This window comes from Pseudomonas floridensis, from assembly GCF_002087235.1.
In the GTDB taxonomy this organism is placed as follows: domain Bacteria; phylum Pseudomonadota; class Gammaproteobacteria; order Pseudomonadales; family Pseudomonadaceae; genus Aquipseudomonas; species Aquipseudomonas floridensis.
Map to the genome: position 1 here is coordinate 1 of NZ_MUIO01000076.1, position 23,110 is coordinate 23,110.

Here is a 23,110-nt window from a genome sequence, read left to right on the forward strand (position 1 = left end):
CAGCCAGAACCCGACCGAAGATGCGCAGATCATTCCGGTCAGCGTGTTCTGGGGGCAGTCGCCTGATCGCGAGTCCAGCGCCTGGAAACTGCTGTTTGCCGACAGCTGGGCCGTGACCGGTCGTCTGCGTCGTCTGGTCAGCATCCTGATTCTGGGGCGCAAGACGCGCGTGCAGTTTTCCGCGCCCATCCACATGCGCGAACTGGTCGACGAGAACAAGGGCTACGAACTGACACTGCGCATGACCCAACGTCTACTGCGCGTGCATTTCCGTAACCTGAAGAGCGCGGTGATCGGTCCGGACGTGTCGCACCGGCGCAATCTGGTCAAGGGCCTGCTGGATGAGCCCTTGGTCACACAGGCCATTCTCGAAGAATCCCAACGCGAAAAGATTTCCGAAGAAAAGGCCCGCGAACTGGCATTGCGGTACGGCAATGAAATCGCGTCGGACTACACCTATTCGGCCATCCGTTTTCTGGAAGTGGTGCTGAGCTGGTTCTGGAACAAGATCTACGACGGCATCAAGGTCAGCCACATCGAGGGCGTGCAGACTGTCGCGCCGGGCCATGAAGTCATCTATGTGCCGTGCCACCGCAGTCATATCGACTACCTGCTGCTGTCCTACCTGCTGTTTCGCAACGGTCTGACTCCGCCGCACATCGCTGCGGGCATCAACCTGAACATGCCGGTGATCGGCAGCCTGCTGCGACGCGGCGGCGCGTTTTTCATGCGCCGCACGTTCAAGGGCAATCCGTTGTACAGCGCGGTGTTCAACGAGTACCTGCACACCCTGTTCACCAAAGGATTCCCGGTCGAGTATTTCGTCGAAGGCGGCCGCTCACGCACCGGGCGCATGCTGCAGCCCAAGACCGGCATGCTGGCGATCACCATGCGCAGCTTTTTGCGCAACTCGCGCATGCCGATTGTGTTCATCCCGGTCTACATCGGTTACGAGCGCGTGCTGGAAGGCCGCACGTATCTGGGCGAACTGCGCGGCGCAACCAAGAAGAAAGAGTCGATCTTCGACATCTTCAAAGTCATAGGTGCCCTCAAGCAGCGCTTTGGCCAGGTGTCGGTGAACTTCGGCGAGCCGATCAAACTGGCCGAATTTCTGGACTCGGAGCAGCCGGACTGGCGCGAACAGGAACTGGCCCCGCAATTCAAGCCGGACTGGCTGAGCGACACCACCCATCGACTGGGTGAGCGTGTGGCGCAGCACTTGAACGAAGCCGCCGCCGTCAACCCGATGAATCTGGTGGCGGTCGCCCTGCTGTCGACCCATCGACTGGCGCTGGACGATCAGGCCATGGAGCGCGTCCTGGACCTGTATCTGACGCTGCTGCGCGCCGTACCGTACTCCCCGCACACCACGCTGCCGGAAGGCGACGGCCGCGCGCTGATCGAACACGTCAAAGGCATGGACCTGCTCGCCGAACAGAAAGATGCGCTCGGCAAAATTCTCTACCTGAACGAGCAGAATGCGGTCCTGATGACCTACTACCGCAACAATGTGCTGCATATCTTTGCGTTGCCGTCGTTGCTGGCCAGTTTCTTTCAAAGCTCCTCACGCATGAGCCGCGAACTGATACTGCGCTACACGCATGCGCTGTATCCGTACCTGCAATCGGAGCTGTTCATTCGCTGGCCGCTCAGTGAGCTGGACGAGGTCGTCGATCAATGGCTCACCGCCTTTGTCGAGCAAGGTCTGTTGCGCCGCAAAGACGACACGTACATCCGTCCGGAGCCAAGTTCTCGCGAGTTCGTCCTGCTGACCTTGCTGTCGCGTGCCATTGCCCAGACGCTGCAGCGTTTCTACATGGCCATTGCCCTGTTGCTCAACAACGGCCAGAAAGCCCTTACCCCTGAAGAGCTGGAGGACTTGTGTACGGTCATGGCTCAGCGTCTGTCGATTCTGCACGGGCTCAATGCGCCGGAGTTCTTCGACAAAAGCCTGTTCCGTCATTTCATTCAGACCCTGCTCGACCTGGGCGTGCTGCGTAAGGACAGCGCCGGCAAACTGAGCTATCACCCACTGTTGGGAGAACTGGCCGAGGGCGCAGCCAAACGCGTACTGCCTGCCGAGATCAGGCTGTCGATCCGGCAGGTGGCGCTGCACAGCAACGAAGAAGAACAAAATGTCGGAGGCAACGAGGGAGCAGCGTAGGCTTTTTCTGCAAGCTGACGGGAATAACTGGACAGGGTGATTGCTGCCCGTCGGGGTCTGCTAGGGTTTGGCCTGCACCCATGACGGGTGCTCACTCAATAAGGAAATTGAAAATGTCCAGCGAACCCCTCGTACGCCTTCAGGGCGACGTTTATTACCTGCCACGCATCACTTTGCCGAAAGGCTGCACGCTGACTGTCACATTGAATGACATCAGCCTTGCCGACGCCTTCGCCGACGTCGTGGCTGTCAGCAAGACCGAAATAACCCGTCAGGTTCCGCTGCCCTTCGAGCTGGGCTACGTCGCCGACCGGTATCCAGTGCCGGGGCATACCTACGCATTATCGGCGCGTATCGAACATGACGGCCGCCTGATCTGGGCCGACGACACTGTTCATCCGGTCGTCTTGACCGGAGAAGACCAGAGCGGCTTGAAGATCAAGGTCATTCAGGTCGAACGCTGATCAGCTCAGACGATGCATTACCGTTCAGCGGCACGTTCTGACGCGCCGCTGTCTGTTGCGCCCCGACGGCCTCATCTTCGCCCGGCTTCAACTGCTCGCCCGGTCGCGCCCGACGGCGTCATACACCCGCTCCGACTTCCTGATACGCTTGACTTCGTGTCGCACCATTACTGACCTGAGCACAGGGTCGGAATCACTTTTTACAAGGACGCTGTCATGCCTCGTTTTTCGTTTACCTTTGCCGGCCTGTGCGCAGGTCTTCTGCTGTCGGCCAACGTCTTCGCGTTGTCGCTGGGCGATCTGTCGCAATCGGACGCCACTGGCGGTCTCAAGGATGCTCTGACTCAGGGCGCGCAGGTTGCGGTCAAGCAACTGGGCGTTCCGGGCGGCTTCAGCAAGAACGAAGAAGTGCGTATCGAACTGCCCGGCAAACTGGGCCAGGTTGCCAAGAAAATGAAAATGCTTGGCATGGGCACCCAGGTTGACCAACTCGAAACCAGCATGAACCAGGCCGCCGAAGCCGCAGTGCCACAAGCTCAGGCATTGCTGGTGGATGCGGTGAAGAAAATGAGCGTGACCGATGCCAAAGCGATCCTCAGCGGGGGCAAGGATTCGGCGACTCAATACCTGAACAGCAGCAGCCGCGAACAGATTCGCGCGAAATTCCTGCCTATCGTCAAGAAGGCCACCGATCAGGTCGGTCTGGCACAGAAATATAATGCCTTCGCGGGTAAGGCCTCTTCACTGGGCATGCTCGATACCAAGAGCGCCAATATCGAGAGTTATGTGACCGAGCAGGCGCTCAACGGGCTGTTCGAGATGATCGCGAAACAGGAAGAAAGCATCCGCGCCAATCCCGCCGCCGCAGCAACGGGGCTGGCGAAGAAGGTATTTGGTGCGTTGTAAGTTCGGCGATGCTTACCGTTGATGATCGCGCCCATCGCTCCGCGAGGGGCATGCCGCCCGGGACGCACTGCGTCCCGGGCGGCATCGATTGCGAACTCAATGAGCCAGGCACCCTACATAAATCACCGCGCGTCCTTACAGCGCACGACCCTGCACACCCTCGACCTTTTTCACCCTGAACCACGCCGCATACAGGGCGGGCAAAAACAGCAGCGTCAGCGCGGTGGCGACGATCAGGCCGCCCATGATTGCCACCGCCATCGGGCCGAAAAACAGGCTGCGTGACAACGGGATCATGGCCAGAACGGCAGCCAGCGCAGTGAGGACAATGGGCCGGAAACGGCGGACGGTGGCTTCGATGATCGCATGCCAGCGGTCAAGCCCGGCGGCGATATCCTGTTCGATCTGATCCACCAGAATCACCGAGTTGCGCATGATCATCCCGGACAACGCGATGGTGCCGAGCATCGCCACGAAGCCGAATGGCTGGTTGAAGATCAGCAGGAACAGCGTCACGCCGATCAATCCCAGAGGCGCGGTCACGAACACCATGAGCATCCGCGAGAAGCTGCGCAACTGGATCATCAGCAAGGTCAGCACGACGACAATGAACAAGGGCACGCCGGCGTTCACCGAGTTCTGCCCACGCGCCGAATCCTCCACCGTACCGCCGACCTCCAGCAGATAACCGTCAGGCAACTCGGCCCGCACCGGGTCCAGGGTCGGCATGATCTGTTTGACCAGCGTGGCGGGTTGGTCCTTGCCGTAAATATCGGCGCGCACCGTGACACTTGGCAACCGATTGCGGTGCCAGATCACGCCCTCTTCGAACCCGTAGTCCAGCGTCGCCACTTGCGACAGCGCCACGCTGGCGCCGTTTTGCGTCGGCACGGCCAGGCTGGACAGAGCATCCAGTTGCTCGCGCTCATTGCGGGTGCCGCGCACCATGATGTCCACCAATTCGTCGTCTTCGCGGTACTGACTGACGCTAGAGCCGGTAAGCGAGTTGCGCAGGAACGCCGACAGATCGGCCGTGGTCACCCCCAATGCCCGGGCGCGGTCCTGATCGATGTTCAGGTGCACGACTTTGCTCGGTTCCTCCCAGTCCAGATGGACGTTGGACACATGAGGGTTTTCGCGCACCTTGTCCTGGACCTTGCGCGCCAGCGCTCTGACCACTTCGATGTGCTCGCCGGTGACGCGAAACTGCACCGGATAGCCAACCGGCGGGCCGTTCTCCAGACGTGTCACCCTTGAGCGCAACGTCGGAAACTGCTCGTTCAAGTGGGTGATCAACCATCTGCGCAGCGCTTCGCGGTCTTCGATGCTGCGGGTGAGCACCACGAACTGGGCAAAGCTGGGTGCGGGCAGTTGCTGATCCAGCGGCAGGTAGAAGCGTGGCGAACCGGTGCCGACATAGGCAACGTAATTGTCGATGCCTTGATGATCCTTGAGCATCTGCTCCAGACGCTTGACCTGCTCGGCCGTGTTGACCAGCGACGCGCCCTCCGCCAGTTTCAGGTCGATCATCAGCTCCAGTCGTCCGGAAGCCGGGAAGAACTGCTGCGGCACGAACCTGAACATCATCACGGACACTGCAAACAACGCGACGGTGGCGACGATCACCGTCTTGCGGCGTCGCACGCACCAGCCCACCAGCCCGCGCACACGCTGGTAAAAAGGCGTTGCATAAGGATCGGGGGCGTGGGTGCCGTATCTGGCAGCATGCCGTTTGGCAAGGTCCGGCAACAGACGGTCGCCCAGGTAGGGCACGAACATCACTGCGGCGATCCACGACGCTATCAACGCGATGGTCACCACTTGAAAGATTGAGCGGGTGTATTCGCCGGTACTGGACTGCGCCGTGGCAATCGGCAGGAAACCGGCGGCCGTGATCAGCGTACCGGTGAGCATCGGGAACGCCGTGCTGGTCCAGGCAAAACTTGCCGCCTTGAGCCGGTCGTAGCCCTGCTCCATCTTGATCGCCATCATTTCCACGGCGATGATTGCGTCGTCCACCAGCAAACCCAAGGCCAGCACCAGCGCGCCGAGCGAGATCTTGTGCAGGCCGATGCCCAGGTAATACATCGTCGCAAAGGTCATCGCCAATACCAGCGGAATGGCCAGCGCGACCACCATGCCGGTGCGCACACCCAATGAGAAAAAACTCACCAGCAAGACGATGACCAGCGCTTCGGCCAGCACCTGGACAAACTCGCCGACACCGGTTTTCACCGCTGCAGGCTGATCGGACACTTTGCGCAGTTGCATGCCGACGGGCAGGTTCTTCTGCAGGCGGGCAAACTCGGTTTCCAGCGCACGCCCCAGGATCAGGATATCGCCGCCGTCTTTCATCGCGACCGCCAGACCGATGGCATCTTCATCCATAAAACGCATGCGAGGTGCGGGCGGGTCGTTGAAGCCGCGGTGCACTTCGGCCAGATCACCGATCCGCAAAGTACGGTCACCGACCCGAATCGGGAAGCTGCGGATTTCGTCCACCGTCTGGAAACGCCCGCTGACCCGAAGCTGAATCCGTTCACTTGAGGTCTCGAAGAAGCTGGCCGAGGACACGGCGTTCTGCGCCTGAAGTGCCTGCTGAACCTGCTGCAACGGCAAGCCCAGTGTGGCGAGCTTGACGTTGGACAGCTCGATCCAGATTTTCTCGTCCTGCAGCCCGATCAGTTCGACCTTGCCCACGTCCTTGACCCGTTGCAGCTGAATCTGGATGCGGTCGGCATAATCCTTGAGCACCGCGTAGTCGAAACCCTGGCCGGTGAGCGCATAAATGTTGCCAAACGTGGTGCCAAACTCGTCGTTGAAGAACGGCCCTTGAATGTCGGGCGGCAGCGTCTGGCGGATGTCGCTGACCTTCTTGCGAATCTGATACCACAGCTCGGGCAGGTAAGCGGAAAAGATCGAATCTCGGGCCACGAAGGTGACTGTCGACTCGCCCGGCCGCGAGAACGACGCAATGCGCTCGTACTCGCCGGTTTCCATCAGCTTCTTCTCGAGGCGATCGGTCACCTGACGCGCCACTTCCTCGGCGCTGGCCCCCGGCCACAGGGTGCGAATCACCATGGCCTTGAAGGTGAATGGCGGATCTTCGCTTTGCCCCAGCTTGGTGTAGGACAACGCGCCGACGATGGCCAGCACGATCATCAGATACAGCACGACCTGGCGGTGACGCAGCGCCCATTCGGAAAGATTGAAATGCATCGGGGCCTACTCCCTGGCAGCCAGTTTCACGGCTCGATTGCTGCGATCCACCGGCCGGATCCGTTCGCCCTCACGCAGCACATGCCCGCCTGCGGCGACGATCCAGTCGGTTTCTTTCACGCCCTGCAGCACAGGCACCGACTCCTGCCCATATGGGCCGACCTGAACCGGCACCCGCGAAACCGTGCTATCAGGGCTGACACGCCAGACATAGGTCGCCCCGCCTTCCGCAGTGACAGCCGAGAGCGGCACGGCCAATGGCACAGCGTGCCCGGCCGCAATGAACACCCGCGCACTCTGACCCAGCTCCGCCGGGACCTGACCGCTGGCAAACGCTACCCGCGCCGCGAAGGTCCGCGAACGAGGATCGGCTGACGGCGACAACTCGCGAATGCGGCCGGGGAAACGCTGATCGCGCAGCGTCCACAGCTCGACCGACACTGGCTGACCGACCTTGAAGCGGGAAAAATTCTGTTCCGGCAGGCTGATCAGCACTTCTCGCTCACCGTCGGCCGCCAGCGTAAAAACCGTCTGACCGGCGGACACCACCTGGCCGACTTCGACTGACCGCTTGGCGATCACGCCATCCTGAGACGCACGCAGCACGGTATAGCTCGTCTGATTGTCGGCCACCGTCAGCTCGGCCTTGATCTGCTTGAGCCGGGCTTCGCCTGCACGATAGAGGTTTTCGGCATTGTCGTACTGCGAGCGGCTGACCATCTGCCGATCCAGCAGGGTCTTGTAGCGATCACGCTCGGAACGCACCAGTTGCAGGTTGGCCTGCGCGGCAGCGACCTGCGCACGAGTCGCGTCCAGTTGCAGGCGCACGTCCTCGGCATCCAGTTCCGCGAGGGGTTGATTGGCCTTGACGCGCTGCCCCTCTTCCACCAGTCGCTTGCTGACCTTGCCGGCAATACGGAACGCCAGTTCGGGCTCGAACCGGGCGCGCACCTCGCCGGGGTAGCTGTCCATCGTTTGAGAGGACGGCAATGGTTGCACCACCATCGCGGGACGAACGAACTCCGGGGCCGTGGTTTCCTGGCCGCAGGCGCTCAACAACGAGATCAGACACAGCGGCACGACAAGCGGCATGACATCGCGGAACATGATGTAAACCTTCATCAAAACAAGCTTGGAATAATTGTACTGGCGAGTATATTAAAAATTATCAAACTCACCAGTACATTATTCAAACCTATGCCTGACACCTCATCGAATACCGGCCCCGGCCGTCCCAAGGACCTCGAGAAGCGCAAAGCCATCCTTGAGTCCGCGAAGAATCTGTTCGTCAGCAATGGCTACGCGAACACCAGCATGGATGCGATTGCCAGCGAAGCCGGCGTCTCGAAACTCACGGTCTACAGCCACTTCACTGACAAAGAAGCGCTTTTTTCAGCGGCGGTGGTGGCGCGATGCGAAGAGCAGATGCCTGCGGTGCTGTTTCATCTGGCAGAAGGTGCAACGGTGGAAACCGCGCTGTTGAACATCGCCCGCGCTTTTCAATGCCTGGTCAACAGCCCGGAATCCCTTGAACTGCATCGCTTGATGGTGACGCTTGGCGTGCAGGATCCGCAGTTATCGATGATCTTTTTCGAAGCCGGACCGCAAAAGCTCATCAGCGAAATGGAGCGCGTCCTGATCGAGATCGACGCGGCCGGCAGCCTGCGCATCGACAGCCCGTTGCGGGCGGCCGAGCACTTTCTGAATATGGTCAAAGGCATTCACAACTTCCGGCTCATGGTCGGCTGCGGTGCACCGCTGGACGAACCCACCGCCGAGCAGCATGTGCGCGAGGTCGTGGCGCTGTTCATGCGCGCCTATCGCCCCGAGCACTGATCCGGCTCATTCGGCGGCTTTGGGCTTGAGCGCTTTCTTGGGGTAGATGTCGTAGCGACTGGATTTACCGTCCAGCGCGTAGCCGGGCTTGGGGCCTTCGATGCTGGGTGCCTTGCGCGGGCGCTTGACCACCACGCGATGGGTGGCCAGTGCCAGCGCGGCTTCCAGCAAGGCCGGAGCGTCCATGTCATCACCCACTAGAGGACGGAACAGCCGCATCTCTTTTTTGACCAGCGCGGTCTTTTCCCGGTGCGGGAACATCGGATCGAGGTAGATGACCTGCGGCGGTTCGCCTTCCCAGTCGCGGATCAGCTGGATCGAATTGCCGGTCAGCAAGCGCATCTGCCCAATGATCGAACCCACGTCGCGATCGTCACGCCCGCGCATCAGCCCGTCTTCCAGCAACGCCGCGATGATCGGCTGGCGCTCGATGAGGCTCATCCGGCAACCGAGGCTGGCCAGAACGAAGGCGTCTTTGCCCAGACCCGCTGTGGCATCCAGCACATCCGGACGCACGCCTGGCTGAATACCCACGGCCTTGGCGATCATCTGTCCGGTGCCACCGCCGAACAACCGTCGATGAGCGACCGCACCTTCGACGAAATCGACACGTACTGCCCCCGGTGCATCGTCACCCAACTGCTGCAGTTGCAGGCCATCGTCGGTCACTTGCAGGGCAAAGTCGGCCTGTGCGTCCTGCAACGGCAAGCCCAGACGCTGCGCCCAGTGCGCCGCCTGATCCTGCCCGTTCGCGGTCAGGGCCTCGACCCGGATACGACTGCCTGCCTGCTGTTCACTCATTACGCGTACACACTCAAAAATTGTTAATGATCGGCAAAATCTGCCGATAACCAAAGTATCCGGCATTTTGCCAGACCCAAGGCCAGTACTGATCGCTATGTCAGACATTGTTCAAACATCCATCGGCTATTTGTCGCACTCAGGCGACTTTAGCGTTCGCAACAGCCGCACCTTGGGTGGTGTCACGCAGTTGTGGTCGGATGCGTTTGCACGAGCGATCGCCGATCAGGTCGCTGACAGCACCCCGGTCCCGGTGCATCCCGCCAGTGTGGAAGTGGATGTCCAGACCGGCGAACCCGTTGCGGGCGCCAAGACCCTGAGCAAGATTGTCGAGCAACGCGCCTGCCCGGTGGCCGACACCGAGGTCAAGCCGCCAGAGCCGCTGTTCCTGCCGATTGCCGAATTCGAACTCGATTTGCTGCCACCGCCTGCCGAACCGTTCAGCATCGCTGAAATGATCGAACAGCAGCGTCATCTGGAATTCGAAAGCAACTGGGTACGTCCGGTTGTGCTGAATGCCCACGGCGACGTGACTCCAGGCCCGGCCCCACAGACCCGCCCGTTACACTTGCCGATCGCCGAACTCGAATGGGATCTGGCTGACAAGCCTGCCCTGCCTCTCGACGAGAAGACCATCGCCACCCAGCAGCGCCAATTCGACTACGAAAACGTCTGGGCTCGCCCTCTGATCCTGCAAAATCTACGCATGGCAGCCTGATCAGCGGCACACCTGCCACCGTCCCATATCTACATGAAAGTGATCACGGTGCGCCGCGTTGTACTCCGGCCCGAGCACAGTGCTGAAATTCTTGCAGGCGCCGTCCCGAACCAGCTTCAGAAAACGCCCTTTCTCTGCGTCTTCATTCCAGTCCTTGAGCACATTGATGCGGCGGCCATCGGCCAGGCGAAAACCGGCGATGTCCAGCGCATTGGCGGTCGCATGCTGACTGAGTCGGCTGTTGGCGCGGTTGTAGATGTTGCGACAGGCAAAGCTGCCCAAGTGATCGATCCGTGCGACCCGCTGACCAAAAACGGCTTGGGCCGCAGGCTGCAGCGTATGGATATCGAACAACACGTAAGCCACCGCCAGCGGGCAACTGGCGAGAAAACTGCTGCTCAACGCAACCTCTCCGCCCTGTACACGCAGGGTATTTTCCAGCGGACATCGCGCCGAAGCCGGGCTATCGGCTTGTCGACTGAAGCGCAGGCCCGAATTGCTCAAGACCTGATCACACAATGCAGGGTCTTCGCGCAGGCGCGCCAGCTTGAGAGACGTCAGCAGGTTCGGTTCGGCACGTACGTCCAGAGGTGCCCACGGATTCCATTCGGCGGGCACATCGATCCAGCCTCTCCAGACCGCCAGAACGCCGGCCGCGCACACCACCAGCAGCAACAGGAACACGCGCATGCTCAGCCCTTGAACAGATCGTTCAGTTGATCGAATGGCAGGGCTTGTCCGGCGTAATTGAACGTACCGTAGTTGCGAATTTCCTCGGCAGCGCGATAAAGCCCGCCCAGTGCCGCCCGGGCCAGCGAGGATCCGACGCTGATGCGCTTGACGCCACACAGGCTCAGATCCGCAACCGAAAGTGTGACACCGCCCAGCCCCATCAACACATTGACCGGCCGTGGCGAAACCGCACGCACCACCGCGAGGATTTCTTCACGCGTACGCAGGCCCGGCGCATACAGCACGTCCGCGCCCGCCTCGGCGTAGGCCTCGAGCCTGCGCAGCGTATCGGCGAAGTCCATTCGACCGTGCAACAGGTTTTCCGCCCGCGCAGTCAGCATGAAAGGAAACGGCAGGCTGCGCACCGCGGCGACAGACGCCCGCACGCGCTCCACGGCCAGGTCGAAGTCGTAAATCGGGCTGTCGGCCTGGCCGCTGGCATCTTCGATCGAGCCACCGACGATACCGGTCGCGGCCGCCTTGAGCAGCGTCTCGGCGCAGCCCTCTGGGCTGTCGGCAAAGCAGTTTTCCAGATCCGCAGCAACCGGTAAGGGTGTTGCAGTCACGATAGCCGCTGCATTGGCGAGCGTTTCGTCACGGCTCAGCGCGCCTTCGGCGTCGGCACGGCCCACCGTGAAGGCCAGACCGGCACTGGTGGTCGCCAGTGCCTCGAAACCCAACGATGCCAACAGTTTGGCCGAGCCGGCGTCCCACGGATTGGGAATCACGAAGGCCCCGTCGCGCTCGTGCAAGGCCTTGAATGTCTGTGCTTTGAGAAGGTGTTGCGAGTCCATGTGCAGGCTCTCCAGGTGGCAGGTCTCAATAAACCCACACCTATCGACCTCAGAGCAAGCCCAACTGCTCCACTTGTGGCCCACGGTCAGGCTCAGGCAGTGAGGGCAGCCCCGGCAAGCGCAGCATCAGTTGCTCGTGAAAGCGGCGCGCCAGATCAGGTGCCTTGAGGTTGTCGGGCGTGTGCAGGAAGACGTAAGGCACGCGTCCCTCTTCAATCCAGATCGCCACCTTTTCCACCCACTGCACCAGAAACGGATCATTGGCCTCCAGCTCCGGCCGCCCGATGAAACGCACTTGAGGGTATTGGGTCAAGGCTGCCGGGCGCGCGGGCACTTTGGGTTTCTTGGACTGCGCGTGCAGCACGGCGGGGTCAGTGGAGACGCAACTGAACAGCGCACGCGAATCCAGACAGATACGCTCGATGCCGCGATCCAGCAGCAGCCGATTGAGCATGCGCTCTTCATCGCCCTTCATGAAAAACGCCATGTTGCGAACTTCCACGGCCAGCGGCACGTTCAAGGCATCGATGAACCCCACCAGCTCAGCCAGACGTTGCGGCGTGAAACTGGCAGACAGTTGCAACCAGAATGGCGCAACGCGCTTCCCCAGCGGAGCCATCAGTTGAATGAAGGTTTCAGCGGCCGTTACCTGCGCACGCAGATCGCCGTCGTGGCTGATGTCACGGGGAAATTTGGCGGTGAAGCGAAAATCTTCAGGCATCGCCTCGGCCCAGCGCTGCACGGTGGCCGCTGCGGGACGGGCATAAAAAGTGGTGTTGCCCTCAACGACGTTGAACACCTGCGCGTACAGGCTCAGAAAGTCAGTCGGGCGAGCTTCTTCGGGATACAGCGAATCACGCCAGGCGTTTTCGCTCCAGGACGGGCAACCGAGGTAATAGGGCAGGCTGGACACGATCAGACGTGAAGATCGAGCCCCGATACTTCAAGGTCCCAATCCACAAAGCTGGCGGTGGTCAGGTAACTGGCCAGCGCGTTGGCAACCCGGAAACTCATGGAGCGAGGAAAGATGATGTCTTGAGGACGGGCAGGTACATTGCCGGTACTGCCAATCGGACCTTCGTCAGCTTCGCGACGCGACGCACGCGCAGGCACGGGCGGAAGTTCGTCGGTGGTGACTTCTTCGAAAGAACCCTCAACGATCGAAGGCTGCTTCTGCGGCTTTCGCTTGATGGGGTATGAGCGTGGTGATGGTCCGTCAATGCGCATCAATAGTTACTCGGCTTCTGTAGTGGCAATTTAACGTTACAGTCCGGATACTGGCAAATTCCTTAACGATAACTAGACCACACATATTGCAAATTGTTTGAGCCGCCGAGCTTGACTGCGCAATAAAACGATGAACGGTAGATGGCAACTTGATACTTCGCTTGCAATCGTCACAAACGTGACCATTACAGCGCGCGCGATTAACGCGCCTTGGGCGTCGCGACCTTGTCGCGCAGGTACACCGGCTGCGCATCGTCGGCCCGCACCGCTTCGCCACGATGCCAGGCAAATGTGGCGAGGGTCAGCAAGTCCTGGGCATGTGGCAACAGGCTTGCGTCATACCCTGAGAGCGTGACCGGTATGCGTTCGGCGTAACCCCAGCCCGTCCCCGCGCCAAACCATGCGCCCGAAGCCTCGGTTGGCAACGTGGCAAGTTCCGGCGCCATCACCGCTTCTTGACCCACCAGACGCATTTCACCCGCCGTCTCGCGGTAGCAGCCCCAGTAGACTTCATCCATCCGGGCGTCGATGGCGGCCGCCACTTGCGAAACGCCCTGCCCACGCCAGGCGCGCTGGGCCAGAACCGCCAGGTTGGAGACCGGCAGTACCGGACGTTCCAGCGCAAATGCCAGGCCCTGCACCACACCGATGGCGATGCGCACACCCGTGAACGCCCCCGGACCACGACCGAAGGCAATGGCGTCCAGCGCCGACATGGCGATCCCGGCCTCGGCCAGCAAGTCCTTGATCATCGGCAGCAGGCGTTGAGCGTGCAGGCGCGGAATCACCTCATAATGGCTCAGCACCTTGCCGTCATGCAGCAAAGCGACCGAGCAGGCTTCAGTGGCGGTGTCCAGGGCCAGCAAGGTGGTCATCGGTGTATCCGTCTTCATGGAAAAGTGGCGCAGTATAAATGACAAATGGCCCGCAAGCGGGCCATTGTCGAACAGGCTGTATCGACTCAGGTCAGCGCGGCAAGCACCTTGGCGGTGATCGCTTCGACAGAACCGACGCCTGGAATGTGGCTGCACTTGGGCTTGCCATTCTGGGCGCTGAGTTTGCTGTAGAACTCAACCAGCGGCTTGGTCTGCTCGTGGTAGACCGAAAGGCGATGGCGTACGGTCTCTGCCACGTCGTCCGGGCGCTGCACCAGGTCTTCGCCAGTCACGTCGTCCTTGCCTTCGACCTTCGGCGGGTTGTACTGCAGGTGGTAAGTACGCCCGGAAGCCGGATGAACGCGACGGCCGGACATGCGCTGGACGATTTCCTCATCATCGACAGCGATTTCCAGAACGTGATCGATCTCCAGACCCGCCTTCAACAGCGCTTCGGCCTGCGGAATGGTCCGCGGGAAGCCGTCGAACAGCACGCCATTCTGGCAATCCGGCTCAGCCAGACGGTCCTTGATCAGGCCGATGATCAGGTCATCGGAAACCAGACCACCCGAATCCATGACGCTCTTGGCCTTCAGGCCCAATTCAGTACCGGCCTTGACCGCTGCGCGCAGCATGTCGCCTGTCGAAATTTGCGGGATGCCGAACTTTTCAGTGATGAATTTTGCCTGAGTACCTTTACCGGCCCCGGGAGCTCCCAGCAGAATCACGCGCATCGTCATGCTCCTCAAATTTTTTATATGGAAATCATCGGATTCGCCTCAGGGGCCAATCTAAAAAATAAATCAGGCCAATAGGCCAAAAGGCTGATCAAGATACACAGCAGACCCGAGCCGCACAAGCCGCCGAAAGTCGCAGTAACCGCGGGCGCGCTGGCATGTGCGCCTCGCTCGGGCAGCGCTGTGACCTGCTGTAACACCTTCGGCAGGTTAGCCTTTAAATGCCGCACCTGCCGTGACCGGCGTCAAACGGACCGCCAGCCACTCAGGCAAAGCCGTCAGCCGGTATTGCGCAGCCCGGCAGCAATCCCCGCCACAGACACCAGCAATGCCAGTTCCAGAGGGCTGTCCAGTTGCGCTTCACGGTGACGCGAGCGCGACAGCAGTTCCGCCTGGAGCAGGTGCAGAGGATCAAGGTAAGTGTTGCGCAGGCTGATGAATTCGAGCGTTTCCGGGCTGTGCGCGAGCAGTTGCGTCTGCCCGGTAAGGCCCAGAACCACGTCGCAGGCCTGCGACAATAGGTCGCGTAAATGTGCACCCAAATGTTGCAGCCCGGTGCTCACCAGACGTTCGTCGTAGAGTCGGGCGATGTCGGTGTCAGCCTTGGCCAGGACCATTTCCAGCATGTCGATGCGGGTCCTGAAGAACGGCCAGCGCTCGCGCATCTGCGCCAGCACCTCCCCTTCCCCACGTTCCAGCGCCTTGGTTAACGCGGCTTCCCAACCCAGCCATGCAGGGAGCATCAGGCGCGTCTGGGTCCAGGCGAAGATCCACGGAATGGCCCGCAGACTTTCCACGCCGCCCTCACGGCGCTTGGCAGGACGGCTGCCCAATGGCAGGCGGCCGAGTTCCTGCTCGGGTGTGGCCTGACGGAAATACTCGACGAACTCGGGATGCTCCCTCACCACGGCGCGGTAAGCACTGACCCCATCGCTGGCCAACTGGTCCATCATCGTGCGCCAGGCCGGTTCGGGCAGTGGCGGCGGTAGCAATGTCGCTTCAAGCACGGCCGCCAGGTACAGATTGAGGTTCTGTTCGGCAATATCCGGCAGACCGAACTTGAAGCGGATCATCTCGCCTTGTTCCGTCGTGCGGAAACGCCCCGCCACCGACCCCGGCGGCTGGGACAGAATCGCCGCATGCGCCGGGCCACCGCCGCGACCGACCGTACCGCCACGGCCGTGAAACAGCAGCAGTTCAACCTGTTGATCGCGGCAGATCTGCACCAGCTTTTCCTGTGCCCGGTACTGCGCCCAGGCCGCAGCCGTAGTACCGGCGTCCTTGGCCGAATCGGAATAGCCGATCATCACTTCCTGAGGCCCTTGAAGGCGCGAACGATAACCCGGCAACCCCAGCAGCGTTTCGATGACCGGTCCGGCATTGTCCAGGTCGGCCAGCGTCTCGAACAACGGCACCACACGCATCGGCCTTTGCAACCCTGCCTCTTTAAGCAGCAGTTGCACGGCCAGCACATCGGAGGCGGCACCGGCCATTGAAATCACGTAGGACCCCAGTGACGCCGCTGGCGCCGCCGCCACTTCACGGCAGGTGGCCAATACTTCCGCGGTGTCCGCGGCCGGTTTGAAATAACCGGGCAGCAGCGGACGACGATTGTTCAGTTCGCGCAACAGAAACTCGATCCGGGTCTGCTCGCCCCACTCTTCGTAGCGGCCGAGCCCCAAGTAATCGGTGATTTCGGTCATGGCCGCGCAATGCCGGCTGGAATCCTGACGTACATCCAGCCGCACCAGAAACAGTCCAAAGGTCACGGCGCGACGCAAGCAGTCGAGCAGCGGACCATCGGCAATCACGCCCATACCGCATTCATGCAACGACTGGAAGCACAGCATCAGCGGCTCCAGCAGTTCGCGATTGTCATGCAACACGCCTTCAGGTGCGGGCTGAGTGACGGTCAGCGAGGCATTGGCCCAATTGCGCGTGGCGCGCAGACGCTCGCGAAGACGCTTGAGCTCGGTGCGGTAAGGTTCGGCGCTGTCACCGACGCTGGCACGCAGCGCCTCGCTGGCCTGCTGCATAGACAGGTCGGCAGCCAGACTGTCCACGTCGCGCAGATAGAGATCGGCAGCCATCCAGCGCGCCAGTAGCAGCACTTCGCGGGTGACGGCAGCGGTGACATTCGGGTTGCCGTCCCGGTCGCCGCCCATCCACGAAGCGAACCGGATCGGCGCGGCTTCCAGTGGCAAATGCAGACCGGTCGCGACCTGCAACGCCTGGTCGGCCTTGCGCAGGTAGTTGGGGATGGCGTGCCACAGCGAGTGCTCAATGACCGCGAAGCCCCACTTGGCTTCATCCACCGGCGTCGGCCGGATTCTGCGGATTTCTTCGGTGTGCCAGGCTTCGGCGATCAAACGCTGCAGGCGCGAGGTGATCTGTTCGCGCTCGAGACTGTTCAGATCCCGGTGGTCCAGGGCCGCCAATTGCGCGGCGATGGCGTCGTACTTCTGGATCAGTGTCCGCCGGGCGACTTCTGTCGGGTGCGCAGTGAGCACCAGCTCGATGTCCAGTTTGCCCAGTTGCCGCGCCAGCGCATCGGGCGCATGACCTTCGGCTTTCAGGCGCTCCAGCAATTCGGGCAATACCCGGGATTCGAAAGGTTGTGGCTGCGAGTCGTCACGGCGATGCATCAGCTGGTATTGCTCGGCGATGTTCGCCAGATTGAGAAACTGATTGAAGGCGCGCGCCACGGGCAGCAATTCGTCGTCTTCAAGGCTGTCGACACTCGAACTGAGGGCCTCGGCACCTGCCGCCGAACCGCGTCGGCCCGCCTTGGCGCTCTTGCGAATACGCTCGATTTTGTCGAGAAAATCAGCACCTCGCTGCTCACGAATCGTGTTGCCCAGCAACTCACCCAGCAGGTGAACGTCTTCGCGCAGTCGCGCATCGATATCGGCCATCGTTCCCTCTCCCGGTTTTTATTTGGGCTCTATGCGTGATCGCTTACCCGAGTTGAATACCTGAATTCAGATCCGCGTTGCCAACAGTGCATCAAAAGAGTGTCCAGCGACAAATCCTTGCGCATGAATTTTTCACCGGTCGCCACTTGCGCCAGACCGGCTAATCTCATGCATGAGCCACACAACGACTCAATCATCGGACAAACTCGCCATAAGCGAGCCACCAAGAGGTCACCATGAAAATCCGCGAGCTTGCCCAGCACTGGGAACGTAATGCCAAAGGACGCCTGACCAAGACCCGCTACGCGATTCATCTGGATATCGAATCCGCCGCACGGCTGTCGGCTCTGTGCGAGATGTACCCCAAACATCACCCCGAAGAACTGCTCGGCGAACTCATCGGCGCGGCACTGGAAGAGCTGGAAGCCAGTTTCCCCTACGTGAAGGGACAGCATGTGGTGGCGACCGACGAGGAAGGTGATCCGCTGTATGAAGACGTCGGCGCCACGCCGCGCTTTCTCGCCCTGTCACGACGCTACCTGCACGAGTTGTCCGAGAAGGAAGACGCTTCTGCCGATTAACCGATTGAGCTGTAAAACGGCGACATCAATCAGGCCTGTCCGCCAGAAGGGCCGGGGCTGAGGCGTCCCGTTACCGGGACAGCCCTTTATTGACCCTGCGCAAGGTTGCTCACCGTTCAGCGAATATTTATCTGAACTATTCAAAAACCCCGCAGGTCCGAGCCATTAACCATTACAGGAAAGCCGAAGAGCATCAGGTGGCTGAGTAACCCGATGCCCGGCCTGAATAAAAACTGTCATGGATAACCACGTTCGGAGTCAGACAATGGAGTTGATCACCATGAACACCCCTACTGCCAAAACCAAGTTCAAAGGCCTGCGCGGGCTGAAACTCGCTGCGCTGGCGCTGGGTAGCACTTTCATCCTCGCCGGTTGTGCGGGTAATCCGCCGTCCGAGCAGTACGCGGTGTCTCAGTCGGCCGTCAACAGCGCTGTCAGCGCTGGCGGGACCGAGTTCGCAGCGGTGGAAATGAAGTCGGCTCAAGACAAATTGAAAGAAGCCGATCTCGCTATGCAGGATCACAAATACGACGAAGCACGCAAGCTGGCTGAACAGGCCGAGTGGGACGCTCGCGTAGCAGAGCGTAAGTCTCAGGCCGCCAAGGCTGCCAAGGCTGTGCAGGATGCTCGTCAGGGCGTCAACGAACTACGTGACGAAGGCATGCGCCAGGTGCAGTGAGCACCGCCATCAACCTTTGGTTTTCATGCATTCGTAATCGATTAAAGGACGACCCTAATTATGCGTAAACAATTGATGATCCCTGCCCTGCTGGCTATGAGCGTTGCACTGGCTGCCTGTGCCACCAAGCCTAATCCTAACCTTGAGCAGGCGCGTACCAACTTTACCGCTCTGCAGACCAACCCGGACGCCACCAAGGTAGCCGCGCTGGAAACCAAGGACGCCAGCGAATGGCTGGCCAAGGCAGAAAAAGCGTTCCGTGACGATGAAGACGCCAAGAAAGTCGACCAACTGTCTTACCTGACCAACCAGCGCGTTGAACTGGCCAAGCAGACCATCAACCTGCGCAACTCCGAAGCTGCTCTGCAGAATGCGTCTGCCGACCGCGCCAAGGCCCGTCTGGAAGCGCGTGACGCGCAGATCGCTCAGCTGAAAAACAGCCTGAACGCCAAGCAGACCGAACGCGGCACACTGGTCACTTTCGGCGACGTACTGTTTGACTACAACAAGGCAGAACTGAAGCCGGGCGCTCAAGGCGACATCGGTAAGCTGGCGGCTTTCCTGCAGGAAAACCCGGATCGTAAAGTGATCGTGGAAGGCTACACCGATAGCACCGGTTCGGCTGCCTACAACCAGTCGCTGTCCGAGCGTCGCGCCAACTCCGTGCGCATGGCGCTGACCCGTATGGGTGTGGACCCGACTCGCATCGTGGCCATGGGTTATGGCAAGGAATACCCGGTTGCTGACAACACCAGCAACTCGGGCCGTGCCATGAACCGTCGTGTGGAAGTGACCATTTCCAACGACAACCAGCCGGTTGCTCCACGTTCTTCGATGAAGTAATCGACTGACGGCAACCCCGAAGCCCCGCCTGTGCATGCAGGCGGGGCTTTTTCATGCCTGGCGTTTTGTTACCGATTCAAGGCTCAATGTGCTGTGTGCTGCGGTGCCTGTGGAACGATGCAGCGCACTGCCTGTTTACGCTGATCGACCAGCACACCGGACAGCCCCGTGCGCGAGGTGTCGAACAGCACCAGAACCCCGTCGACACACTGCGCGACCTCGGCGGCCGGCGTCGCGGCAATCCTGTAGTCCTCGCCCGGCACGGTCTTGAGCATCGTGAATTCGCCCAGCAGCAAGGCGTCTTCAGGCCGGGCGAAATGCAGGTAGCCGTAATACCAGAGGCAGCCTACGGTGCCGATGATGCTGGCGACGCCGGTCAGAATCATGCCCGTGGCGTTGCGCGCCTCACTCACTTCGGTGCCTCGTCTTGCGCGGACGGCGTGGACGGCGTGGACGGCGGCGGATAGTTGGGCACTTCGGCCAGACGGCGCAGGCCGTTGAAGTGCTGCGGGTCTTCCAGATAGCGCAGCATGACCTGGCGCCACAGCGGGTCGGCAAATGTCTGCACATGCCCGCCTCGGGTCAGTTGCAGGACGCGCGGAGGCGGCGCGGCTTTGTACAGTTCGATGCCATTGGCAACCGGAATCAACGTGTCGTCCATGCTGTGGAAAATCAGCATCGGCGTTCCGGCCAGTTGCGGTATCCCGTTGATCGCGCTGTCGGCGTCGGGGATAAACCACGACAGCGGCGTCTTCAACGGCCACGTAAGCCATGAGGTGCCCAGTGTGTAACGCGCAGCGCCGCGATAACTGGCCGGCGTGCCATCCAGAATCAGTGCCTTGATCCGCGACCGCTCCTGCGGATGCTGCGACAGGTAGTGCACCGCCAGCGCCCCGCCAATGCTCTGACCCAGCACCACCAGCGGCTTATCCTGTACCTGCGGCGCGGCGTTCAACCAGTCGAAGGCCGCCTGAACGTCCTGATAGATCGCGGGCAGACTGGGGTCGCCTTGCGACTGGCCGTAGCCTCGGTAATCGAGCAACAGCACCTGATAACCCTGCTCGGGCAACCACCAGCTTCCACCCAGATGCCAGGACAGGTTGCCGCCATTGCCATGCAGATGCAGCACCGTGCCCTTGACCGGCACACCCTCTTTTGCCGGCAGCCACCAGCCATGCAGGCGCGTGCCGTCGGCAGCAGTGAGGTTCACATCGCTGTATTTCAGCCGCGCCTTGTCCGGGGTGAATGGCACGCCGGGCTCTGGGTAGAAAAGCATCGAACTGCAGCCGGCAAGACTGAGGACCAGGGCAAGGATGCCGATCAGTTTCAAATGAGTGTTCCTTTGGTTGGATAAGGCACCGACGCGCAACATCGGGGAGCGAGCCTGCTTGAAAAGACTGCGCTCCCGCTGGCGGTTAAAGGATATTCGAGTAATCCGCCTCGATGCGATCCAGGCTCAGATGGTTGAGGAAGTTGGAGAAGCACATCCAGGCCGAGAGCGCATTCATGTCGCGAAATTGTTCAGGCAGGTATTTGGGCGGAACCACCAGCCCTTCATCGACCAACTGGCGCAGAGTGCGCATGTCTTCCAGCGTGGTCTTGCCGCAGAACAGCAGCGGCACCTGTTCAAGCTTGCCTTTGCGCACCGCAAGCTGGATGTAGTTGTAGACCATGATGAAGCCCTTCAGATAAGACAAGTCCTTGGTGAAGGGCAAGCCATTGGGCACCGAACCGCGAAACACGCGGCTGGCATTGCCATAGCTTTCCGGCATGCCAAAGCCCTGTTCGCGATAGAACTCGAACACCTGCAGGAAATCCGCGCCCTCTTCGGCCATGTGAATGGCGCGAGTACGGTTGGTCAATTTGCGCAGGCGGCTGGGGTAGGACGCGAACGCAATCACTTCCATGAGAATCGCCAGCCCTTCCTGGGTCACGGTCGACGAGGGCGGACCTTTGGAGAGGAAGGTGCAGATTGGCTGGTTCTGGCCGTTGAGGGTCGTGCCGACATGCACCAGCCCTTCGTGGACTTCCAGCGCCCGCACGTCACGTTCGTTGAACATCGCATCACTGCGGATCTTGATGTAGTCCGCACCCGCTGCCGCGTCGGCCACGATACCGTCGGATTCGAACACCCGAATGGTTTCCTCGGCCTCGCCGAACACCCGGTTCAGACGCGATTGCAACAGCCCCACCGCGTCCTTGGCGGTCAGAATCTTCGGTTCGTCCTTAAGATCACCGCGCCCGGCGATGTTGTTCAGGTAATCGGAGAGCATCAGGCCCAGATCGGCCAGCGTCGGGTCACCCGCATGAAAGGCGTCGGAAGCGGCGCCGTACAATTCCTGGGAGATCAAGCCAAAGTCCGGCGTACCACGCGCTTCGAGCATGCGGACTACCATGCGGTACTCCCTGCACATGCGGCGCATGATCTGTCCGACCGGGTTGAACTGACCCAACTGACGCGTGATGTCGCGCTCGATGTTCTGAAATTCCAGCTTCAATGCGCCGGAATCGAAGCCCAGCGGGCGATTTTCGTAATACGCGCGGTCCACGGCAGGCAAGGCCTTGCCCTTGGCTACCAGGAAATCCCGGCGAACGGTGTCGTCCCATTTCACCGCATCCAGCACGCGAATCGGTGTCTGCGCGGCCACGATCCGATCCGATAAAGCACGAATAGTCTGCTGGTACTCGTCCACCCGGTACTCCTTGGCTGGTGGGCAATTGCCCTGCTACTTGGCGGCGCGCCGGTAACGCGCAACCTTTGAAAAAACATCAGAACTGGCGGGACCGTCCGGATACCCGACAGCCGCTTAACGGGACGCTCCTGAACCGACGTGTTTTCACTCCCGAACCGGTTGAGGTGTTCCCAGCACCAGACGCATCTGACGGGTAAGCATACACAGAATTTCTTCGTCGGCCTGACGCAGCGGGCCATGGAGCAGACCCTGATATTCCATCCGCCGGATAAGCCCCGTCAACACTTGAGCGTCCTGATAAGGCTGCAGCGAGCCGATCACCTGAAAAAACTGGCAACTGCCCTGCAAGAGGATTTCCTGATGAGCCATGACCAGCGGGGTCAGGCGCGGGTTGATCAGCGCCTCGTGGTAGAAGGCGTGCTCGGCAATCAGGTATTCGCGACGAGTCAGCAACTGGTGGCGGATATACTCCATGACCATCTTCGCGATATCGTCGGCCAGGCGGAACCGATCGCTGGGGCTGCCGGAACTGCGGGACATCATGTCGCGCAGAATGACTTCGGTGTTCTGCCACAACTTGGCCAGATAATCCGCGCTGCGCTGCACGTACTGAGCGAAGGCATCGGTCAGCAGGTCGTCGATGTCCTTGAAATAATAGGTCGTCGCCGACAGCGGTACACCCGCCTCGGCCGCCACGGCCCGGTGGCGCACCGCACGCACACCATCACGCACCACAATGCGCATGGCGGCATCGAGAATCACCTGCCTGCGCTGTTCACTGCCCTCTCGACTCGCCTTGCGGCCCTGATACCTGACACTCTTGGCCACCGCGCTCGCTACCCCGGCAGCCCCTTCTCTGGCAATCGTCACAACTCTTTCCTTAAAAAAACGTCCTGAAAAAGACCCAAAAAAAAGCCGCCCATTCG

At 60.6% G+C, this 23,110-nt stretch carries 22 protein-coding genes; 8 read left to right on the plus strand and 14 right to left on the minus strand.

Features of this window, described 5'->3' with window-relative positions; translation table 11 throughout:
• The 3 genes from plsB to BZK31_RS18845 all read left to right on the plus strand — a co-directional run.
• Positions 1–2,164, plus strand: a 2,164-nt coding sequence (gene plsB, locus BZK31_RS18835; protein WP_087881678.1) for a glycerol-3-phosphate 1-O-acyltransferase PlsB, incomplete at its 5' end; no start/stop codon positions are given.
• A 113-nt stretch (positions 2,165–2,277) separates the two neighbouring features.
• Positions 2,278–2,628 (plus strand): YbaY family lipoprotein, encoded by a 351-nt coding sequence (locus BZK31_RS18840; protein ID WP_083184449.1) that lies wholly within the window; start codon positions 2,278–2,280, stop codon positions 2,626–2,628.
• Between the two features lie 216 nt (positions 2,629–2,844).
• A complete protein-coding gene (locus tag BZK31_RS18845) occupies positions 2,845–3,534 on the plus strand; it encodes a DUF4197 domain-containing protein (RefSeq protein WP_083184450.1) in 690 nt (229 codons plus the stop codon).
• Positions 3,535–3,669: 135 nt separating this feature from the next.
• Here BZK31_RS18845 and BZK31_RS18850 read toward each other — a convergent pair whose 3' ends face one another.
• Positions 3,670–6,753 (minus strand): efflux RND transporter permease subunit, encoded by a 3,084-nt coding sequence (locus BZK31_RS18850; RefSeq protein ID WP_083184451.1) that lies wholly within the window; start codon positions 6,751–6,753, stop codon positions 3,670–3,672.
• Positions 6,754–6,759: 6 nt separating this feature from the next.
• Complete coding sequence (locus BZK31_RS18855; protein WP_083184505.1) at positions 6,760–7,860, minus strand: efflux RND transporter periplasmic adaptor subunit; 1,101 nt, start codon at positions 7,858–7,860, stop codon at positions 6,760–6,762.
• 90 nt (positions 7,861–7,950) lie between these two features.
• Here BZK31_RS18855 and BZK31_RS18860 point away from each other — a divergent pair, with 90 nt between their 5' ends.
• Positions 7,951–8,589 carry a TetR/AcrR family transcriptional regulator gene (locus BZK31_RS18860; protein ID WP_083184452.1) on the plus strand — a complete coding sequence of 213 codons (639 nt, stop codon included), beginning with the start codon at positions 7,951–7,953 and terminating at the stop codon, positions 8,587–8,589.
• Positions 8,590–8,595: 6 nt separating this feature from the next.
• Here BZK31_RS18860 and BZK31_RS18865 read toward each other — a convergent pair whose 3' ends face one another.
• A complete protein-coding gene (locus BZK31_RS18865) occupies positions 8,596–9,390 on the minus strand; it encodes a class I SAM-dependent methyltransferase (RefSeq protein ID WP_083184453.1) in 795 nt (264 codons plus the stop codon).
• Between the two features lie 97 nt (positions 9,391–9,487).
• On the opposite strand from BZK31_RS18865, the gene BZK31_RS18870 reads away from it, so the two are divergent.
• Positions 9,488–10,108: an energy transducer TonB gene (locus tag BZK31_RS18870; protein WP_083184454.1), complete on the plus strand. Its 621-nt coding sequence runs from the start codon at positions 9,488–9,490 to the stop codon at positions 10,106–10,108.
• On the opposite strand, the gene BZK31_RS18875 is transcribed toward BZK31_RS18870, so the two are convergent.
• The 7 genes from BZK31_RS18875 to ppc form a co-directional block, all read right to left on the minus strand.
• Positions 10,109–10,798 carry an extensin-like domain-containing protein gene (locus BZK31_RS18875; RefSeq protein ID WP_083184455.1) on the minus strand — a complete coding sequence of 230 codons (690 nt, stop codon included), beginning with the start codon at positions 10,796–10,798 and terminating at the stop codon, positions 10,109–10,111.
• Positions 10,799–10,800: 2 nt separating this feature from the next.
• Positions 10,801–11,634, minus strand: a complete 834-nt coding sequence (locus BZK31_RS18880; protein ID WP_083184456.1) for an isocitrate lyase/PEP mutase family protein — start codon at positions 11,632–11,634, stop codon at positions 10,801–10,803.
• A 49-nt stretch (positions 11,635–11,683) separates the two neighbouring features.
• Positions 11,684–12,547, minus strand: a complete 864-nt coding sequence (locus BZK31_RS18885) for a DUF72 domain-containing protein (RefSeq protein ID WP_167378045.1) — start codon at positions 12,545–12,547, stop codon at positions 11,684–11,686.
• 2 nt (positions 12,548–12,549) lie between these two features.
• Positions 12,550–12,861 (minus strand): hypothetical protein, encoded by a 312-nt coding sequence (locus BZK31_RS18890; protein ID WP_083184458.1) that lies wholly within the window; start codon positions 12,859–12,861, stop codon positions 12,550–12,552.
• Positions 12,862–13,061: 200 nt separating this feature from the next.
• Entirely contained in the window at positions 13,062–13,736 is a 675-nt protein-coding gene (gene tsaB, locus BZK31_RS18895) for a tRNA (adenosine(37)-N6)-threonylcarbamoyltransferase complex dimerization subunit type 1 TsaB (RefSeq protein ID WP_083184459.1), read from the minus strand.
• Between the two features lie 86 nt (positions 13,737–13,822).
• Positions 13,823–14,470, minus strand: coding sequence for an adenylate kinase (adk, locus tag BZK31_RS18900; protein WP_083184460.1), 648 nt, complete (start codon positions 14,468–14,470; stop codon positions 13,823–13,825).
• A gap of 281 nt (positions 14,471–14,751) precedes the next feature.
• On the minus strand, positions 14,752–17,388 hold the full coding sequence (gene ppc / locus BZK31_RS18910) for a phosphoenolpyruvate carboxylase (protein WP_083184462.1): 2,637 nt from the start codon (positions 17,386–17,388) through the stop codon (positions 14,752–14,754).
• Positions 17,389–17,624: 236 nt separating this feature from the next.
• Between ppc and BZK31_RS18915 the strand changes: the two genes are divergently transcribed.
• The 3 genes from BZK31_RS18915 to lptF all read left to right on the plus strand — a co-directional run bounded on the left by BZK31_RS18915 (position 17,625) and on the right by lptF (position 19,491).
• Entirely contained in the window at positions 17,625–17,969 is a 345-nt protein-coding gene (locus BZK31_RS18915) for a pilin assembly protein (RefSeq protein ID WP_083184463.1), read from the plus strand.
• 265 nt (positions 17,970–18,234) lie between these two features.
• Entirely contained in the window at positions 18,235–18,648 is a 414-nt protein-coding gene (locus BZK31_RS18920) for a DUF4398 domain-containing protein (RefSeq protein ID WP_083184464.1), read from the plus strand.
• A gap of 60 nt (positions 18,649–18,708) precedes the next feature.
• A complete protein-coding gene (gene lptF / locus BZK31_RS18925; RefSeq protein ID WP_083184465.1) occupies positions 18,709–19,491 on the plus strand; it encodes a lipotoxin F family OmpA-related lipoprotein LptF in 783 nt (260 codons plus the stop codon).
• Positions 19,492–19,574: 83 nt separating this feature from the next.
• On the opposite strand, the gene BZK31_RS18930 is transcribed toward lptF, so the two are convergent.
• The 4 genes from BZK31_RS18930 to BZK31_RS18945 form a co-directional block, all read right to left on the minus strand.
• Positions 19,575–19,904 carry a PA3694 family proteiin gene (locus BZK31_RS18930; protein ID WP_083184466.1) on the minus strand — a complete coding sequence of 110 codons (330 nt, stop codon included), beginning with the start codon at positions 19,902–19,904 and terminating at the stop codon, positions 19,575–19,577.
• The gene (locus BZK31_RS18935; protein WP_083184467.1) at positions 19,901–20,821 is read right to left on the minus strand and encodes an alpha/beta hydrolase; all 921 of its coding nucleotides are present in this window, start codon (positions 20,819–20,821) and stop codon (positions 19,901–19,903) included. Before BZK31_RS18935 ends, BZK31_RS18930 begins: the two co-directional genes overlap by 4 nt.
• Before the next feature lie 85 nt (positions 20,822–20,906).
• Positions 20,907–22,184 (minus strand): flavohemoglobin expression-modulating QEGLA motif protein, encoded by a 1,278-nt coding sequence (locus BZK31_RS18940; protein ID WP_083184468.1) that lies wholly within the window; start codon positions 22,182–22,184, stop codon positions 20,907–20,909.
• Positions 22,185–22,328: 144 nt separating this feature from the next.
• Positions 22,329–23,054 (minus strand): TetR/AcrR family transcriptional regulator, encoded by a 726-nt coding sequence (locus BZK31_RS18945; protein WP_083184469.1) that lies wholly within the window; start codon positions 23,052–23,054, stop codon positions 22,329–22,331.
• Positions 23,055–23,110: the final 56 nt, after the last annotated feature.

Bases quoted from the DNA above. Each gene is read 5' to 3' on its own strand.
- BZK31_RS18840 (WP_083184449.1), top strand. From the start codon at position 2,278: ATGTCCAGCGAACCCCTCGTACGCCTTCAGGGCGACGTTTATTACCTG.
- BZK31_RS18845 (WP_083184450.1), top strand. From the start codon at position 2,845: ATGCCTCGTTTTTCGTTTACCTTTGCCGGCCTGTGCGCAGGTCTTCTG.
- BZK31_RS18850 (WP_083184451.1), bottom strand. From the start codon at position 6,753: ATGCATTTCAATCTTTCCGAATGGGCGCTGCGTCACCGCCAGGTCGTG.
- BZK31_RS18855 (WP_083184505.1), bottom strand. From the start codon at position 7,860: ATGTTCCGCGATGTCATGCCGCTTGTCGTGCCGCTGTGTCTGATCTCG.
- BZK31_RS18860 (WP_083184452.1), top strand. From the start codon at position 7,951: ATGCCTGACACCTCATCGAATACCGGCCCCGGCCGTCCCAAGGACCTC.
- BZK31_RS18865 (WP_083184453.1), bottom strand. From the start codon at position 9,390: ATGAGTGAACAGCAGGCAGGCAGTCGTATCCGGGTCGAGGCCCTGACC.
- BZK31_RS18870 (WP_083184454.1), top strand. From the start codon at position 9,488: ATGTCAGACATTGTTCAAACATCCATCGGCTATTTGTCGCACTCAGGC.
- BZK31_RS18875 (WP_083184455.1), bottom strand. From the start codon at position 10,798: ATGCGCGTGTTCCTGTTGCTGCTGGTGGTGTGCGCGGCCGGCGTTCTG.
- BZK31_RS18880 (WP_083184456.1), bottom strand. From the start codon at position 11,634: ATGGACTCGCAACACCTTCTCAAAGCACAGACATTCAAGGCCTTGCAC.
- BZK31_RS18890 (WP_083184458.1), bottom strand. From the start codon at position 12,861: ATGCGCATTGACGGACCATCACCACGCTCATACCCCATCAAGCGAAAG.
- tsaB (WP_083184459.1), bottom strand. From the start codon at position 13,736: ATGACCACCTTGCTGGCCCTGGACACCGCCACTGAAGCCTGCTCGGTC.
- adk (WP_083184460.1), bottom strand. From the start codon at position 14,470: ATGCGCGTGATTCTGCTGGGAGCTCCCGGGGCCGGTAAAGGTACTCAG.
- ppc (WP_083184462.1), bottom strand. From the start codon at position 17,388: ATGGCCGATATCGATGCGCGACTGCGCGAAGACGTTCACCTGCTGGGT.
- BZK31_RS18915 (WP_083184463.1), top strand. From the start codon at position 17,625: ATGAAAATCCGCGAGCTTGCCCAGCACTGGGAACGTAATGCCAAAGGA.
- BZK31_RS18920 (WP_083184464.1), top strand. From the start codon at position 18,235: ATGGAGTTGATCACCATGAACACCCCTACTGCCAAAACCAAGTTCAAA.
- lptF (WP_083184465.1), top strand. From the start codon at position 18,709: ATGCGTAAACAATTGATGATCCCTGCCCTGCTGGCTATGAGCGTTGCA.